Origin of the sequence: Pseudoalteromonas gelatinilytica, from assembly GCF_001641615.1 — a bacterium.
In the GTDB taxonomy this organism is placed as follows: Bacteria; Pseudomonadota; Gammaproteobacteria; order Enterobacterales; family Alteromonadaceae; genus Pseudoalteromonas; species Pseudoalteromonas gelatinilytica.
Map to the genome: position 1 here is coordinate 58,614 of NZ_LRRU01000008.1, position 17,354 is coordinate 75,967.

12 protein-coding genes are annotated in these 17,354 nt (G+C 42.3%); 8 read left to right on the forward strand and 4 right to left on the reverse strand.

Features of this window, described 5'->3' with window-relative positions:
• Positions 1-46 precede the first annotated feature (46 nt).
• Complete coding sequence (locus NH153_RS04070) at positions 47-808, reverse strand: SDR family NAD(P)-dependent oxidoreductase (protein ID WP_205630225.1); 762 nt, start codon at positions 806-808, stop codon at positions 47-49.
• A gap of 106 nt (positions 809-914) precedes the next feature.
• Here NH153_RS04070 and NH153_RS04075 point away from each other — a divergent pair, with 106 nt between their 5' ends.
• A complete protein-coding gene (locus NH153_RS04075; RefSeq protein WP_082873986.1) occupies positions 915-1,820 on the forward strand; it encodes a LysR family transcriptional regulator in 906 nt (301 codons plus the stop codon).
• Between the two features lie 132 nt (positions 1,821-1,952).
• On the opposite strand, the gene NH153_RS04080 is transcribed toward NH153_RS04075, so the two are convergent.
• Positions 1,953-4,406, reverse strand: a complete 2,454-nt coding sequence (locus NH153_RS04080) for a S9 family peptidase (RefSeq protein WP_063701242.1) — start codon at positions 4,404-4,406, stop codon at positions 1,953-1,955.
• A 162-nt stretch (positions 4,407-4,568) separates the two neighbouring features.
• Between NH153_RS04080 and NH153_RS04085 the strand changes: the two genes are divergently transcribed.
• The 4 genes from NH153_RS04085 to NH153_RS04100 all read left to right on the forward strand — a co-directional run bounded on the left by NH153_RS04085 (position 4,569) and on the right by NH153_RS04100 (position 10,561).
• Entirely contained in the window at positions 4,569-5,576 is a 1,008-nt protein-coding gene (locus NH153_RS04085; RefSeq protein WP_063701247.1) for a LacI family DNA-binding transcriptional regulator, read from the forward strand.
• Positions 5,573-6,793, forward strand: a complete 1,221-nt coding sequence (locus NH153_RS04090; RefSeq protein ID WP_063701250.1) for a glycosyltransferase — start codon at positions 5,573-5,575, stop codon at positions 6,791-6,793. The genes NH153_RS04085 and NH153_RS04090 overlap by 4 nt, the downstream gene beginning before the upstream one ends.
• Positions 6,794-6,942: 149 nt before the next feature.
• Positions 6,943-8,169 (forward strand): threonine/serine exporter family protein, encoded by a 1,227-nt coding sequence (locus tag NH153_RS04095; RefSeq protein ID WP_082873990.1) that lies wholly within the window; start codon positions 6,943-6,945, stop codon positions 8,167-8,169.
• 151 nt (positions 8,170-8,320) lie between these two features.
• On the forward strand, positions 8,321-10,561 hold the full coding sequence (locus NH153_RS04100) for a CDC27 family protein (RefSeq protein WP_063701253.1): 2,241 nt from the start codon (positions 8,321-8,323) through the stop codon (positions 10,559-10,561).
• Positions 10,562-10,616: 55 nt separating this feature from the next.
• On the opposite strand, the gene NH153_RS04105 is transcribed toward NH153_RS04100, so the two are convergent.
• Positions 10,617-12,113, reverse strand: a complete 1,497-nt coding sequence (locus NH153_RS04105) for an arylsulfatase (RefSeq protein ID WP_063701256.1) — start codon at positions 12,111-12,113, stop codon at positions 10,617-10,619.
• A 389-nt stretch (positions 12,114-12,502) separates the two neighbouring features.
• On the opposite strand from NH153_RS04105, the gene NH153_RS04110 reads away from it, so the two are divergent.
• The 3 genes from NH153_RS04110 (at position 12,503) to NH153_RS04120 (ending at position 15,081) form a co-directional block, all read left to right on the forward strand.
• On the forward strand, positions 12,503-13,294 hold the full coding sequence (locus NH153_RS04110; protein ID WP_063701259.1) for a hypothetical protein: 792 nt from the start codon (positions 12,503-12,505) through the stop codon (positions 13,292-13,294).
• A gap of 44 nt (positions 13,295-13,338) precedes the next feature.
• Positions 13,339-14,508: a BamA/TamA family outer membrane protein gene (locus NH153_RS04115; RefSeq protein WP_233999077.1), complete on the forward strand. Its 1,170-nt coding sequence runs from the start codon at positions 13,339-13,341 to the stop codon at positions 14,506-14,508.
• Between the two features lie 111 nt (positions 14,509-14,619).
• On the forward strand, positions 14,620-15,081 hold the full coding sequence (locus tag NH153_RS04120) for a hypothetical protein (RefSeq protein WP_063701263.1): 462 nt from the start codon (positions 14,620-14,622) through the stop codon (positions 15,079-15,081).
• 91 nt (positions 15,082-15,172) lie between these two features.
• Here NH153_RS04120 and NH153_RS04125 read toward each other — a convergent pair whose 3' ends face one another.
• On the reverse strand, positions 15,173-16,657 hold the full coding sequence (locus NH153_RS04125) for a S41 family peptidase (protein ID WP_063701267.1): 1,485 nt from the start codon (positions 16,655-16,657) through the stop codon (positions 15,173-15,175).
• Between the last annotated feature and the right edge of the window lie 697 nt (positions 16,658-17,354).

Here is a 17,354-nt window from a genome sequence, read left to right on the forward strand (position 1 = left end):
TCACATTCACTTAAATAAGCAAACAAACACGCGATTGCTAACAGGCTTATAAAAACATACCACCTGATGCTTCAATGCGCTGCCCGGTCACCCAACGGTTTTCATCACCGAGTAGCTGCGCAATCATAGGACCAATGTCATCAGCTTGGCCAACGCGCCCCATGGCTGTATATGAACTGACTAATTGCGCAACCTGCTCATTATCACGGACAGCACCGCCACCAAAATCAGTGGCAATTGCACCGGGTGCGACGACATTCACGGCAATATTGCGACCAGCAAGTTCTTTTGCCAGGTATTTGGTTAATACCTCAACGGCCCCTTTCATGGTGGCGTAGGCCGCTTTTCCTGGTAATGCAAAACGTGTCAGCCCTGAAGATAAGTTAATAATACGCCCGCCATCATTGATCATCTGATGCAGTGTTTGCGTTAAGAAAAACACTCCTTTTACATGTACATTCATCAAATTATCAAACATAGCTTCACTGGTATCAGCAAATGCACTATCACTGCCATGACCTGCATTATTGATTAAATAATCAAATCGAGAGGTTTGCCATTGTGTTACTAAGGTACTTTCAAGTGTTTGTTTGAATTCAGCAAAACCTAAAATATCGCTCACATCAAGTTGGATGGCGACGGCTTTTGCCCCTAGCGCTGCGACTTCCTCTACAACTTGCTGCGCTTCATCTTTATGGCTTCTGTAAGTAAATACGCAATCAATGTTCTTACGTGCCAAACTTAAAACTGTATTTTTACCTAAACCGCGATTACCACCTGTGATCACTGCAATTTTGTTGCTCATCATGTTTACCTTTTGCTTTGGAGTTATTTTGAGCAACCAGTATATTTACACTGCAAAACCAGATAAACCATGTAAAATTGAATTAACTGTTCGTAAATAACAAACAATCATGAATGAACTAAATGCCATGAAAACCTTTGTTCAGGTTGCAGAGCTAAAAAGCTTTTCGGCTGCAGCACTTGCACTGAGCATGCCTAAATCATCTGTCTCGCAGTTGGTCAAACAACTCGAAGATACGTTAGGTGCTCGGCTTCTAAACCGCACAACAAGGCGAGTCACGCTGACCAACGAAGGCACAGTTTTTTATCAGCGCTGCAAAGATATGCTTGCTGATATAGACGAACTACAAACCCTTTTTCATAAAAAAGACGAAGCGTTATCAGGGCGTCTTAGAGTAGATATGCCACAGCCAATTAGCAGACGCTTAGTGCTGCCGAATCTAGACAGTTTTTTATCTGCACACCCACAATTAGAGATTGAACTGAGTAGTTCTGACAGACGAGTTAACCTAATTGAAGAAGGCTTTGATTGTGTAGTACGAGTCGGTCAATTAGAAGACTCATCGCTGATTGCGAAAAGAATTGGCCACTGCCCGATGATTAACTGTGTAAGCCCAGGTTATATTAAAAACTTTGGCAACATCACAAAGCTTAGCGATTTAGCCGAGCACTACATTGTTCGCTATAGCCAAACACTCGGTCAACTTGACCCCGGCTTTGAATACCAGGATACACAAGGCGATTGGCAAACCCTCACCATGAAATCACAGCTCACAGTCAACAATACGGATGCTTATAAAGCAGCGTGTTTAGCAGGGCTTGGCCTTATTCAAGTGCCTCGTCATGGAGTTCTCGACGAGCTCAGCCGTGGTGAACTTATCCAAGTTTTACCTGACTACAATTTACCACCCATGCCTATGAATATCGTCTACCCAAATCGACGTCACTTACCAAGGCGCACCCGAGTATTTATTGATTGGTTAAGCGAGCAATTAAAACCGATTACCCAGAGTTAGTGTTAAATAAATACTCGGCTCATTGTTAAATCGATTCTTTTAAAGCGGCTTCTAATAATAACAAAAACACTACCTTTAAAATAAAAATCCCCGCTTAAAGGGCGGGGATTTTTTATATAAGTAACTAAATAATTACTGAGTAACACCGTCAGCGGCAACTGGCTCTGCGGGTTTTTCGTCACTTAATAAGTATTTATCTAACCACTGCTCTTGCTCCCAAAGTACATGCAGCAAGCTCTTACGAGCGCGATAGCCATGCGCCTCATAAGGTAACATCACTAAGCGGGCTTCTTTACCTAGGCCTTTTAATGCAGCGTACATACGCTCACTTTGCATTGGGAAGGTACCCGAGTTTGGATCTTCTTGACCGTGGATCATCAGCATAGGCTCATTGATTTTCTCAGCGTGGAAAAACGGTGACATAGCCGCATACACATCTTGCGCTTGCCAAAAATCACGCTCTTCACCTTGGAAACCAAATGGCGTTAGGGTGCGGTTGTAAGCACCACTGCGGGCAATACCGGTTTTAAATAAGTCGCTGTGCGCTAATAAATTCGCCACCATAAAGGCACCATAAGAGTGACCGGCAATCGCAATTTTGTCTTTATCTGCCACACCCTTTTCAACAAGTACATCTACCGCAGCCTTAGCACTTGCCACCAGCTGCTTACGGAATAAGTCGTTCGGCTCTTTACCGTCAACACCCACAATTGGCATTTTCGGGTCGTCAAATACGGCAATACCTTTTGCAAGATAAGGCATTGGTCCCCAATAACCGATATAAGTAAACTCATATGGCGATTCGCGCATTTGTGACGCAACGGCTTTATCTTTATATTCAAGCGGATAAGCCCACATTAGAACTGGTAACGGGCCTTGAGTTGCATCATAACCCGGCGGCAAATAAAGCGTACCACTAAGCTCAACGCCGTCATCACGCTTGTATCGAATTAACTCTTTAGTCACTCCTTTAAATTCTGGGTAAGGGTGCTCAAAAGTCGTAAGTTGGGTCAGGGTATTATCGTCTAGGTCGCGAATAAAGAAGTTAGGTTGCTCAGTTTTAGATTCGCGAATGGTAATTAAACGCTCGCCTTCGTCATCAAGCATGGCACGCACACGCTCATAATATGGCGCTTCTGATTGCCAAACGCGTGTTGTGGTATTGGTTTTTACATCATAACGGTCTAAAAACGGAATATTGCCTTGTTCAGAGGCACCATTACCACGTAAGAAAAGATAACGCCCGCCAACAACTTTTAATACGTCAGCGCCTAAATCATTCTTTTCATAGATTGGGTAACCTGGATCTTTATAAGCATCGTTATAGCTGCGCTCTGAAAATAGCACGCGGTTTTTATCTGCGTTACGCGGTTGAATTACAAAGACGCGCTCTTGTCGGTCGCTAAAGCGCCACTCAGATAACAAAGCAACATTGCCATTGCCCCAAGCGATTGAATCAAATCGGCGTTCGACTTTAGCAAATAACTGTGCATCACGTTTAAAAGGTGCTCTTAGGCTATAAAGGTGATCGTGATAAGGCACGTCGGTTTTCATATCGCCGCCGTCTTGCGCTTCTGCCCAAATGACCTCAGCCCCTTGATCTGCTCGCCATTGAAAATCACGGCGACCGGTTCTAACACTGTCATAGCCTTGTGGAATGTTATCAGCTAAAGGCTGCTTCGCAAGCTCTGCTAGCGTATAGCCACGCATGCCCCAAATTTGCCAAGTTGCAGCAAATCGGCTGTAAGGCACTTGATACGAAAAAGGCTCATCAATCATACCAACCAAAATATTGGTAGAATCAGGCGAGACCGAAAACGATTTAATTAAGCCCGGTTGACCAATTGGTTGGCCTTGACCACTGAGCGGAATATAAGTCAATTGGCTTTGTGCAAAGAATTTAAATTGCGCTTCATCATATGGGCTAGTTAGCAAGTTTTGATAAGTACGCGCAGGTGCTTTTTCCCCACTGCTTTGTTGGATAACCGGCACGACTTGCGTGCTGTCATTGCTGATGCGCGTTTTACCAATATTGACCGCGGCATTAGCAACAATGGCGCTACTATCTGGCAGCCAAGTGTAAGGTGTGCTGGTTAAAACCGAGTTCAGCGAGGTATCACTGAGTTGGCGGGCTTGTTTAGTACTTACATTATAAACCCATAGATTAGCACTCGTTGCTTGCTCAACCACAAACGCCAAGTACTGGCTGTCGCTTGACCAACTTGGTGAACGTAAAATACCGTTTGGCAAACCCGACACAACAATTTCAGAACCGGTTTCGACATGCTTAAGCACTAAAGATGTAAATTTATTTCGTTCTCTCGAGCGCGAGAAATTAGCTGGATTAAGCTTAATACCTGCAAGCTTTAACTCTTCTTTGGCTAAGTCTTGTAAGGTATCGATGCGTTTTCTATCAAATAACGCCAACCACTGACCATCATTGGATAAATAACTACTCGGTGCAAGCTTAGCATCAACCACAGCAGCCAGTGCAGGCGATGGGGTTTGATAACCTTGATTGGCAAAACTGGGTGTGCAAACAGCTGCGCCAATGACCAGCGCAAAAAGCAATTTGAATGCTTTCATGTTCGTTCCTTTTTCGTTTTTATTTTCTATTCTGTAAACAAGTAGAACATGTTTGCAGCATTTCATAAAGAGTTTCGACTCTTTTAGCAGCCAATCAGTGACTTAAACTGCTAAATTACGCTAAAATAAAAGCACTCTATTCACCACTTTTTGCTAATAAAAATGAAAAAATCGACAGGCAAAGTCACAATTTGGGATGTTGCTGAACAAGCGCAAGTTTCAAAATCAACCGTGTCTTTGGTCCTTACCAACAGTGATAAGGTCAGTAAAAAAAGTAAAGAAAAAGTACTGGCTGCCATTGATAAGCTTGGTTATGTGTATAACCGTGATGCTGCAGCACTTCGCAGCAAACGCTCAAACCTCGTTGCGTTGGTTATAAACGACTTAACCAACCCCTATTCAGCTCAGCTTGCTGTTGGTCTCGAAAAACACATTTTTGAACTTGGCATGCTGCCAATGCTCGTGAATATTGCAGAGTGTGTAGAAAGACAAACCCAAGTGGTAAAAACCTTAAAAGAATACAACGTTTCGGCGTTCATCATGTGTCCGGCTCCGGGCACACAACAGCAGTGGCAGGATGATTTAATAAATAGCGGCTTTCCGGTTATTAATATCATGCGTGAAATTCCGTTTTCAGCAGCGCCGTGTATTTTGCCTGACAACAAAAAAGGCACGCACATTTCAACCAGCCATATTTTATCACAAGGCATTGAAGAAATAGCCTTTTTAGGCGGCACGGCAGAAATATCTGATTACCATGAACGGTTAAGTGGTTTTTTGTCTGCGCTTGATCAATTTAATATCACCGATGAAAAACCCGTTATTCAAGCGCCGACAAATCGCCAAGGGGGCCGAGAAGCCTTTAATACCCTTATAGAGCAAGCACCAAATACCAAAGCCATTGTCTGTTTTAATGATGTGATTGCCTATGGCGCGATTGAAGCAATGCGTCAACACGGCCTAGAGCCGGGTCAAGATATCAAAGTTATTGGCTTTGATGACTTAGAAGATTCGCGCTTAATGCTGCCTTCTCTTTCAACCATCGCCATTAATGCCGATGAAATCGGTAAACGCACCTGTCAGGTGTTAAAAGAACTCTTAGATAAATCAACACCCCCAGTTCGCACTTTGGTGGATGTTAACTTAAAAATACGAGACTCAAGTCAATGAAAAAAGTGTTAGTGATCGGCTATGTATGGCCTGAGCCTAATTCGTCGGCAGCCGGCACCCACATGATGTCACTCCTGCGCGCCTTTCGCGCAGAAAACTGGCAAGTTGAATTTGCAAGCCCCGCGCAAAAAACCGAGCACATGGTGGATCTCAGCGTAGATGGCATTACCACACAGGTCATTGCATTAAACTGCTCAAGCTTTGATGAGTACGTGCAAGCGTATAACCCTGATATTGTGATGTTTGACCGCTTTATGATGGAAGAGCAGTTCGGTTGGCGAGTCGATAAATACTGCCCTAATGCACTTAAGATTCTTGATACCGAAGATTTACAGTGCCTAAGAAATGCCCGCCACGACGCTCATAAAGCAGGTCGAGCATTCAGCCATAGCGATTTACACAGTGATATTGCAAAACGAGAAATCGCGGCTATTTTACGCTCAGACATCAGCTTAATTATCTCGCACTACGAGATGCAGCTGCTCAATGACGTTTTCAAAGTCGATAGCGCCCTACTTCACCACTTACCATTTTTGGTTGATTTACAGCATATTCCCACCAGCACCAAAGCATTTGCTGAGCGCAAACACTTTATGACCATAGGTAATTTTCGTCATGCGCCAAACTGGGATGCTGTGTTGTACTTACAACAAATTTGGCCGCTGATCCGCAAGCAATTACCTGATGCCGAACTCCACATTTATGGCTCTTACCCGCCACCAAAGGCGACAGCGCTTAACAATCCGAAAACCGGATTTTTAATTAAGGGCTGGGCAGATGATGCCTATAAAGTAATGGAAGATGCCCGTGTGTGTTTATCGCCACTACGTTTTGGGGCGGGTATTAAAGGCAAGTTACTCGAAGCGATGATCATGCAAACGCCAAGCGTAACAAGCCCAATTGGTAGTGAAGGCATGCATCAAGACGAACCATGGTCAGGTGCAATCTGTGAAGATGCACAGCAGTTTGCTGATGCAGCAGTGGCACTTTATCAAGATGAAGCGTTATTTACTCAGGCACAGCAAAATGGCCAGCTGTTATTGCAAAAATATTATGACAAATCAAAACTTCAATCGCAGTTAATCGCTAAAATTACCGCTATTAGTGAGTCATTAGCACAGCATAGAGAGCTAAATTTTACAGGCCAAATGCTCAAACATCACACCATGCGTTCGACCCAATATATGGCGCAGTGGATTGAAGCAAAAAATAAGTAATTTTGCCGTAAATAACACTAGACATAGCGGCTTTTGCCGCTAAAATCGCGCTGGTCAATTTAAGCGATATAGTCTTGCTATTAGACTATATCTTATTGAATTTTGGTCTATCCTTAACTGAACAATTTAACCTTTGGTTCAAAACGCCTTTGAAAACCGCAACGTTTACTGAAAAACGAAAATTTATCGTGAAGCTTGGCAAAATGCTTCATAAATACGGTACACCTGCATACCGACTAGAAGCGCACTTAATGGAAGTTGCGACTTACCTCGGCTTAAAATCATCTTTTGTTATGTCGCCAACATCTGTCACCTTTGTTATTTGGACAGATGGTCACGAAGAAGAGTACACCCATGTTGCGCGTGTTGATCCGGGCGATCACGACTTAGGCTCGCTGGCAGATACCGATGACTTAGTAAACAAAATGCTCAACGGTGAGCTAACGCTACAAGAGGTCGATAAACAACTCGACATCATTTATAACCTGCCAAACCCATATAATAGATTTATGACCGGCGTTGCTTTTGCAACCTCTGGCGGTGCATTTGCCATGTTAATGGGCACAGGCTGGAATGATGTATTTTGGTCAGCACTGATCACCTTAGTGGTGTATTTGTTTGTGCTTTGGTCAACACGCTCAAAACGCGTTGCGCATATGCTTGAGCCTTTAGTTGCCATTGTTTCTGCAATTATCGCGTGTGCGGTCAGTGTTTACCTAGACGCCGAAATAAACATTCGATTGGTGGTGCTTTCAGCCATCATTGTGTTTATACCCGGTTTAGCATTAGCACTTGGATTAGCTGAGCTTGCAGCAAGGCACTTGGTGTCTGGTACAGCACGGGTGATGGACTCATTCATGCTGCTGTTTAAGCTGTATTTTGGTGCTTTCATTGGTATTGGTATTGGCTTCGCTATTTTTGGTCAAGCAGACTACGTGCAACCAGAGCCTTTACCAAAATGGACCGCATGGCTTGCTATATTCATGCTCTGTAGCAGCCTAATTGTCATTTTTAGAACCAAACTAAAGCATGCGGGTTGGTCTATTGCTTCTGGCTTTATCGCGTATGGCACAAGTATTGGTTCTGCCATGTATCTAGACTACACATTGGGCACATTTGTTGGCGCTTTATCTGTTGGAGTGTTCAGTAACTTGTTTAACCGTGTTGCTAATGCACCCGCCTCCATTGTTGCCATGCAAGGCTTGATAGTATTGGTGCCAGGCAGTAAAACCTATATTGGTTTGAACTCATTGATTGAAGGTCAAGATTTCGTGTATGCCGAACATATTGGTCAACAAACCTTCTTGATATTTATGTCATTAGTGGCGGGGCTTATCTTTGCTAACGTCGCGCTGCCACCGAAGAAAAGTCTATAACTTACTTAGCCCGAGTTTCTCGGGCTTTTTCTTTTTATTTCACCTTACATCCCTGATTTTATTGCTGCTGTTTGCCTACCTGACTTTGCTTATCAATAACAAACTGATATAACTCTAAGTGCATGTGGTAAAAATAAAAAGGATTTATTCAGTGATAAGATTGGCTTGGCTGTTATGCAGCTTTTTCGCATTTAGTGCATTTGCAGAACCCCAGTGTGTGAACTGTCATCAAAGCCAAGTTGAAGACTGGCAAACCTCCCATCATTTTCATGCTATGGAAAAAGCCACTCCCGCTTCAGTGCTTGGTAATTTCAACGAACAAACCCTCGACTATCAAGGCCAGCAAGCGCGCTTTTATCAACAAGACCAACAACTTTTTATAAGCATGCCAAACCTTGAGGGCAAGCTGACTGCTTACCCTGTTTTATACACATTTGGCTATGAGCCATTGCAGCAATACATGTTTGATATGGGTCAAGGCCACATTCAGCTGTTTCCATTTGCATGGGACTCACGCAGTAAAACAAACGGTGGCCAGCGCTGGTTTGTACTGCATCCTGAGCAGAAAAAACATGACCTATTTCATTGGTCGCAAAAAGGCCAAAACTGGAATCACATGTGTGCCGATTGCCATTCAACGGATTTCAAAAAGCAATTTGATCTTAAAACAAATAGCTTTGATTCAACTTATTCAAGTATTAACGTGAGCTGTAAAGCGTGCCATGGCGATACACAAGCTCATTTAAAATGGGCTGATGGCGATAGCAGTATTGCCGATAAGGGTTTTACGCATAATATTAAAAAGCAAACCCCACTGTTTACTCAACACGCTGATGGCAGTATGCAGAGCGTGCAGCCTCTGGTAAAAAGCGAGCAAGTGCAAGTGTGTGCAACCTGTCACTCACGCCGCTCACAACTCGACGACCGCAAAGACCCTCATAGTTTTTTACAACACTTTCAAGGCTCATTACTGACTCCTGAGCTTTATCACGTTGATGGTCAAGTGTGGGACGAAGACTATGTTTGGGGCTCATTTTTACAAAGTAAAATGTTCAATGCCGGGGTAACATGCAGTAACTGTCACAACCCCCATTCGGGTAAATTAAAGCTACCGGGTAATCAAACCTGCACGCAATGTCATAGCCAAGAGGTGTTCGATACGCCTAAACATCACGGTCATAAAGTGGCAAGTACAGGCAGCCAATGTGTTGATTGTCATATGCCCACTACTACTTATATGCAAGTTGATGCAAGGCGCGACCACAGCTTTCGGGTACCGCGCCCAGATTTAACATTAAAAACCAAGGCCCCAAATGCCTGTAATAGCTGCCATGAAGATAAGACACCGCAGTGGGCGGTTGCCAAAATAAAAGACTGGCATCCTCATTCAAAACACCTTGGCACTGCGCATTTTTCTGAGGCATTTTATGCCGCCGATAACCGTTTACCTAATGCCTCAACTATGCTGACCAAAATAGTGCAAGATAAAAGCTTTCCTGAGATTATTCGCGCTTCAGCATTAAGCCGCTTAGCAGCAAGCCCTGATAATAATGCTGTCGTTGCGATTGCTCGCTCAGTAAAAGACAGCGAACCATTAAAACGCCAAGCCGCCATTGAAGCGGCTATGCCATTTGATATCAATCAGCGCTGGCGCCTATTAAACCCGCTTTTAGATGATGAACATTTACCCATCAGAGCCGAAGCTGCAAGAGCACTGGCGGCCATGTTAATTCAGCCATTTCCGGCGGGTCTTAATGAGCAAGACAGCAAACGCTTAAATGCAGCCCTTGATGAGTACAAAGGCATTCAACAGTATCAAGCAGAGCGTGGCTATTCCCATACCAATTTAGGCAATTTGGCGCTCACATTACAAAAGCCTGAGCAAGCCAAAGCACATTACCTGCAAGCAATCAGTGTTGAGCCTATTTTTGCTCCTGCTTATGTCAATTTAGCAGATTTATATCGTAATCAAGGTGATGAAAAAGCAGCGCAAACCATCTTAAAACAAGGCTTAGACGTAAATGCAGAAAGCGGCGATATTCATTATGCCCTTGCAATGAGCCTTATTCGCACAAAACAAAAAGACACGGCCCTTAACCATTTACAAAAAGCCGCGCAGTTCGCACAAGAAAATGCAAACTATCAGTATACCTACGCGTTACTGTTACAAGATTTAGGCAATATGCCCGCAGCCATATCAGCCCTTGAGCGCGCCTTTAATCTAACACCAAATAACCCGGATATTAGCTACAGTTTGGCACAGTGGTATGTGGCACAAGAGAACTACAAACAAGCGCTGTTTTATGCCAGAAACCTCGCCCGCTTGGTACCGGGTAACCAACAAGTTGAGCAGTTTGTGAAACAGCTCGAAATGATGAATAGCATCAATTAATAAGTATTAAAAAAGGGCCTAACAGGCCCTTTTCAACTTAACTTATGGATAATAATTAATGACCATAGTTTAGTGATTTTGCTTTTTCGATTGCTTCATTCACGTTAAGAGACGCTGACTCTTGACGTGGTGGGAACTCTACAAAAGATTGTACATGTTCGTTTAACTTAGCAATGATTGGCTGTAGCAACCAGCTCTTACGCATGATTTGGTGAAATCCTGTTACTCCATCATAGTGCTCTAATGGATCTTTACGTAAGTTAAATAGCTTAGGCATGCTATGAGTTACCATGTCTTCGTAATATAAGCCATTTGGTTTAGTCGCAAAGTGCATTTTCCATGGACCAAAACGCACTGCTGTAAGCTGTGACTCATAGTAATAGAAGAAATAGTTACGCGCAGACTTATCCGCCTTGCCAGTCCAGTAAGCTAGGTTGTTTTCACCATCAATATACACTTTATCTGACTTTTTAAGCTTTTCACGTAAGTTCTTTTCACCTAATGCAGCCGCAATTGTAGGGAAAACATCTTCATGCGATGAAATACCATTTAGCTTTAAGCCTTTTGGTATTTTGTTTGGCCAACGAACTAAGAAAGGCACACGTACGCCGCCTTCCCAAGTTGTCATTTTTTCACCGCGGAATTCAGTTGTACCTGCATCAGGCCAGCTTGATTGCTCAGGACCATTATCACTGGTGTAAATAACAATGGTGTTATCGGCAATTTTTAGCTCATCAAGTTTATCAAGCAGCTTGCCTACATGACCGTCATGTTCAATCAGGCCACTACCAAATACGTCTTCTTCCGAACTAATGCCCGTCGCTAAGTTTCGGCTTTCAGGTTTTAAGTGAGTGTAAACGTGCATACGGCTAGACGCATGCCAAATAAAGAAAGGTTTTTTTGCTTTAACTGCACGTTCCATAAAGTTAAGTGAGCGCTCTAACACTTCTTCGTCAAAAGTTTCCATACGTTTACGAGTAAGTGGGCCAGTATCGATGATTTTGCCGTTGGCGTAAGATTCGATAACACCACGTGGACCAAATTTTTTCACAAACTTAGGATCTTTCGGGTAATCCGCTTGTTCAGGCTCTTCGGATACATTGAGGTGATACAAGTTACCGTAGAATTCATCAAAGCCATGCTTTGTTGGTAAGTGCTCATCTAAATCACCTAAGTGGTTTTTACCAAATTGCGCAGTCATGTAACCGCGATCTTTTAAAAATTCAGCTAGCGTAGGATCGGCTTCTTTAATGCCAAGCGGGTTACCCGGTTGGCCTACCGTTGTTAAGCCTGTTCGAATTGGTAATTGCCCCATTAAAAACGCAGCGCGACCCGCTGTACAACTAGGTTGTGCATAGTGGTCTGTAAACAACGCTCCTTCGTTAGCAATGCGATCAATATTGGGGGTTGGGTAGGTCATACCGTGCGAGTATGCACTGAGTGAGATTGGCGCAACGTCATCAACCATAATGGCTAATACGTTTGGTTTATCTGCTGCTAGGCTTACCGTTGAAACCAAGCCACAGATAGCCGCCGCTATTAGTTTTTTCATAAATCATCCCTTTTCATTAATAGTACTTTTTACTCTAGATGAGCAGCTTTCAGTATAGATTAAAAAACAAACCAGTCTAGTCTCTAAAAGCGGCAAAAACGATTTAAATCAAATTTCCACAAAAATCACACATTTTTATTAAGCCACTGAAAAACAATAGCAAAACAATACTTAAGTGCTTTTTGATTGCCTCGTTTTATTTACTGAGGCTTGTTCGATTTTTGTTCTCGCATTTGTCACTATTTTTATGCTATTTTTATTTCAGAAAGGAATAAATGGATGCCTCTTTAGAGGCTGAAGTCGAGAATTTATTAAGCTAAAAGTATCTAATTTCAACTTATATAAACTAAAAAACATTAATTTTTCAAACTTTTGTGTAAGGAAAACACATGACTTCTCTTCGATTCCCCTCTTTACTAACCCTTATGATTGCAGCTTCGAGCCATGCGGCTGAGAAAAAAGAAGTACAAGACATGTCAGACCCTCTGGCCGTTTATACTCAAGTAGGAGTTGGCGCTACAAATAAAGGGCTCAATTTCAAAGTTGGCCAAGCATACGATACGGGCATAGCAACAACTGCCGGCATGAATGTGATTGAAGTAAAAGGCATATATGGCGATGCGCTAGGCTGGGAGAGCGATAGCAAAACGACGGATTCAATTGACTCATTCCGCTTTCGAAACTTCTCAGTTGACTTAAGCACTATGAGTGCAACACAGATTGATGCCAACTATAACCTAAATGCCAACCTTGTTGCTGACGAAAGTATGGATGTTTCGTATAGCTATATAAAAGCACTAAAACCTATGGGGCGTTTTACCTTTTACCCGTTAGCTGGTGTGGGTGCATCGCTCGGTGAAAATACGTTAGAAGATGATGGTAGTCGTGACAGTGGTTATTCCATTATGGGAGCCTATGGTTTAGTGGGTATGTATGCAAAAATTACTATTAACGATAAAATTTGGCTTAACTACAATCCATTTTGGCTAACAACTATCGGCGGTAGCGATAACTATAAAGACCACTACTACGGTCTAAACCAAAGTCATATTTTGACCCATGAGTTTGCAGCAAGTTATCAAATTAACCCGCGTATGAATCTACGCTATTTCGCAAATTGGAATGAAAACGTTGACTTTATAGATGGTGATCATCGTCTAGAATTTAATTATCAGCTATAAATTAAAATGTGAAATAAAGAATAAACAACAAGGTAAGGGATTAAGTGAAAAAAGTTGTATTAATAACTATGCTTGCAGCAAGTTTGTTAAGCACACAAGGCGTTGCATCAAGTTACGATGAATATGCAATAAAACCTGCAGAGCAGCAATTAAGTAATCAACAGCAAAAAGTTGATGAGCCCATTTCATTTTTACCTATTCCGACTTTTATTACAGAGCCAGCTGTAGGGCCTGGTCTTGGTGTTGTTGGCTTATTTTTTCATGACAACGAAAAGAAAGCCAAAAAGAAGAAAAAAGACGGCTCTACTCTGCCACAAAGTATAAGTTTGGTTGGCCTCATGGGCACTAAAAATGGCACCAAAGGCGGCGCTGTTGGTCATATTACGTTTTGGGATGAAGACCGTATTCGCTATCAAGGGATTGTTGGCTGGGCGAGTATAAACCTTGATTTTTATACCTTCGACGAGATCAAGCTACTCACACCATTATCGTTGAATATTGAAGGTCCGGCGGTGTTTCAAAACCTTAAGTTGCGCTATGACGACAGTAACTTTTTTTACGGCTTTAAACAGATTTATCGTCAAGTAGAAATAAGCTTAGCCGAAAACCCTATCGAAGATTTTCTGCTCGAAAACGATATTATCAAGGACCACCTTTCACTTGATGTAAATACGTCAGGTATTGGCCCATTAATAGAATACGATAGCCGAGATAACCCGCTTAACCCTGAGCGAGGTTTTAATTATAAGGCCGAATATTTATATTATGATGAGGCAATTGGCAGTAAAGTTGATTACACGAGCTTAAAGCTTACTGCCTTAAATTACTGGCGTTACACCGATAAATTCAATTTTGCTCTGCGCATGCAGTATGACTCAGTTAATAACCGAGGAGAGAAACGCTTACCGGTATATATTCCGCCAAGTATTAGCCTTCGCGGTGTGTCTGCAACTCGCTATCAAGGCCTTGATGTATTTGTTACCGAAGCAGAAGCGAGCTATAAAATCACTCACAAAATAAAACTCAATGTGTTTACTGGCATGGGCTGGGCAGCCGATAACTTTTCTGACTTATCAAAAGCTGAAACCATAGACACTGTTGGTGCAGGCTTTCGCTATTTAATTGATGAGCATTACGGAATTAGTATTGGCTTAGATGTAGCCCATGGCCCTGAACAAAACGCAATTTATATTCAGGCGGGGTCTACTTGGTAACTCAAACTAATACTTTTGTTATTAATTTAACAATAATTTAAACCTAAAGATTGAATTAATTTATTTCATTGCTATTATCAATAGCTCATTAAATATTCAGGGATTGAACGGATGCATAAAAAAGTATCAACCAACCATTATCCATTCAAAGATTTTAAACCCCATGGGCTTGTCGAGTTTTATCAGCGTGAACATGTGCTTTTAACGACTGCTACAGGGCCTTTCAACGAAGAGATTATTGACGCGCACTCTTTTATGCAAAAAGATTACATCAACAAGCTCAGCGCTGATTATGGTCAATGGTTTGAATTGGTTGAGTTTGAAAACTCATGCATGGCAACACCAGGGGCGCTTGAAAAACTAATGGTGTATTTTGTTGAGCTTAGACGAAAAGGCATCGCACCGGCCAAAACAGCTTTAGTGATAAAAGAAGGGCTTGAAGGCGGTAGTTTGCTTAGCGATACCTACTGCAATTTATATAAACGAGCTGGCATGGTAATGAGTGTATTTAAGTCAAAAACAGCGGCCCTTAACTGGTTAGCAGAAGAGCCTGTGACTGAATTAGCCAGTTAACACACAATTTAATTTAAAAAGTGTTGCTCTTCTTCACGCAAGGTCACTCCCCTTAGGGTCTACCAAACGCTTAGCTAAAGATACTGCTTAATTACAACTCAGCTATCATTTTAACAAGCGCTTGAGTTGTCCATTCAAGTTCATTGAATTTAATATCAGGTTGATAATAAAAGCCTTTTTCACGTGGTCTATTTACATAAACCTTTATCGGCAGAATGACTTTAGCAAAACCTGAAGGTAAGGTTTCGAGCCTCACTTCCATATAGGTAGAGTCAGTACTACTTGGTGCGCCAACTAATTGTGTGTTTGCAAACAGCTTAAAACTATCCAGTGCATCTAGACAAGCGCTGGCACATTGCCCTGGCACAATCACATAAACGGGTGTGGTAAACTGACTGGCGTTTTTTGGCATTGCTTGTTGCTCTGCTGAGACTATCTCGACATAAAATTGTTCACCCTTATCATAAGCCGCCTGCATACTTTCGTGGGTTGTCTTTAACCATTGATACCAAGGGCTAGCCGTATCATAGCTTGCGACTACATCGCCAAAATAGTCAGTATTGCCTTTAGAAGTTCGCCACCACACTTGGGTATTTTTGTGTAACTTATAGCGGCCATATTTAAATTGTTCACTGCCCCAAAGTGCTGAGGCTATTTGCTCACTCCACATCGATGAGCCACCTTGATTATGGCGAAGATCAAGTACCACAGCTTTAGCTTGCATTAACTTATCATGTTGCTGTTCAATGGCGCTCAGCATCGTTTGGTAATCTGCTTGTTGCTGCTCATTGGGTGCATACGTTGGCATACTGATCCACGCAATATCCTTTAAAGGCCAATTAAGTTCGATTGGTAACTTATCGCCATTGTAAGCATGTTTAAGTTTGCCACTGACATCATCAGGCCTAATACGCCAATTTAACTTTAAGCTGTAAACAGAGCCGTCGGCTTTTTCAAACGTGCAGTGATTAAGCGGCGACAAAAACGGGTTTCCGTCATCAATAGTTAGTCGCCAGCCATGATTCCACCAACTACCGGGTTGCTCAACTTCGCCGTAATAGCGAAAAACACGCTCAACGAGCAAAGTATTAATTGCTGTATTATCACAGCTTACGAGCTTATCACCCTTGGCAACTGTATCTAATTCGCTGTAATACACTTTTAACGCATCACCGCGCCATACAGTCGAAAAGCCCGGCCAACTTCTTTGTGGTTTTAATTCACTTGGTAAGGTATCAATCGCTCCCGCGTGACCATCTTGTAGAACAGTTCTAAAACGTGCAATAGCCGCAGCAAAACCTTGTGAACTATGCGCTTTTACAGCCAGCTTTAAGCCTTCTTGCTTTGCTTTTTCAAGCTGTTTAGCAAAGCCTGGATTACGTACATCATGCATACCAGGGTGATTGATAACCGATAACTGATAAGCCGCTTCAACATCTTTTATAGCAAGTTCAGACCAATTAATTTCAGAGTGAGTGACTGTACGACCCTCATCGGCGCGACATAGATTCACACCAAAAGGGCTAAAGTTTAGAGCTGTAAAGATGAGTGAAAAGTAAAGCGTCAAGCGTTTCATAAAAATCCATTTTAAATAATTATTATGTTTAAAAATCACCCTATTTAATCACTAAGGCATTGTTATGGCAATAAAAAGGACTTCACATGTGAATAGATTAAAAAAATTCATCTATCAGGTTTATTTTAATCGTTTGTCGATTTAGAGGGATTACTCTAAAGTTAACCCATCAGCGCTTTTAAGCTAAACAGCTTCACACCATTGAGAGTGTATGCGCTAACCGAATTGTTGTCACAAAAAGTCTAGCTTGTGTGTTCTCTGGGCTTTTTTATATACCGAGTTACTGCACACGCGGTAACTCAACCACATTGTTGTCAAAAGCTTAGCTTGTGTGTTCTCTAAGCTTTTTTATTCCGAGTCACGGCACTTGCGGTGACTCTACCATATTGTTGTCAAAAGCTTAGTTTGTGTGTTCTCTAAGCTTTTTTATTCCGAGTCACGGCACTTGCGGTGACTCAACCAAATTCTTGTCAAAAGCTTAGTTTGTGTGTTCTCTAAGCTTTTCTATTCCGAGTCACTGCACTTGCGGTGACTCAACCAAATTGTTGTCAAAAGCTTAGTTTGTGTGTTCTCTAAGCTTTTTTATTCCGAGTCACTGCACTTGCGGTGACTCAACCAAATTGTTGTCAAAAGCTTAGTTTGTGTGTTCTCTAAGCTTTTTTATTCCGAGTCACTGCACTTGCGGTGACTAACCAAA

Excerpts from the sequence above, each read along its gene's own strand:
- NH153_RS04090 (WP_063701250.1), top strand. The coding sequence starts at position 5,573 with ATGAAAAAAGTGTTAGTGATCGGCTATGTATGGCCTGAGCCTAATTCG.
- NH153_RS04070 (WP_205630225.1), bottom strand. The coding sequence starts at position 808 with ATGATGAGCAACAAAATTGCAGTGATCACAGGTGGTAATCGCGGTTTA.
- NH153_RS04080 (WP_063701242.1), bottom strand. The coding sequence starts at position 4,406 with ATGAAAGCATTCAAATTGCTTTTTGCGCTGGTCATTGGCGCAGCTGTT.
- NH153_RS04075 (WP_082873986.1), top strand. The coding sequence starts at position 915 with ATGAATGAACTAAATGCCATGAAAACCTTTGTTCAGGTTGCAGAGCTA.
- NH153_RS04085 (WP_063701247.1), top strand. The coding sequence starts at position 4,569 with ATGAAAAAATCGACAGGCAAAGTCACAATTTGGGATGTTGCTGAACAA.
- NH153_RS04120 (WP_063701263.1), top strand. The coding sequence starts at position 14,620 with ATGCATAAAAAAGTATCAACCAACCATTATCCATTCAAAGATTTTAAA.
- NH153_RS04110 (WP_063701259.1), top strand. The coding sequence starts at position 12,503 with ATGACTTCTCTTCGATTCCCCTCTTTACTAACCCTTATGATTGCAGCT.
- NH153_RS04105 (WP_063701256.1), bottom strand. The coding sequence starts at position 12,113 with ATGAAAAAACTAATAGCGGCGGCTATCTGTGGCTTGGTTTCAACGGTA.
- NH153_RS04125 (WP_063701267.1), bottom strand. The coding sequence starts at position 16,657 with ATGAAACGCTTGACGCTTTACTTTTCACTCATCTTTACAGCTCTAAAC.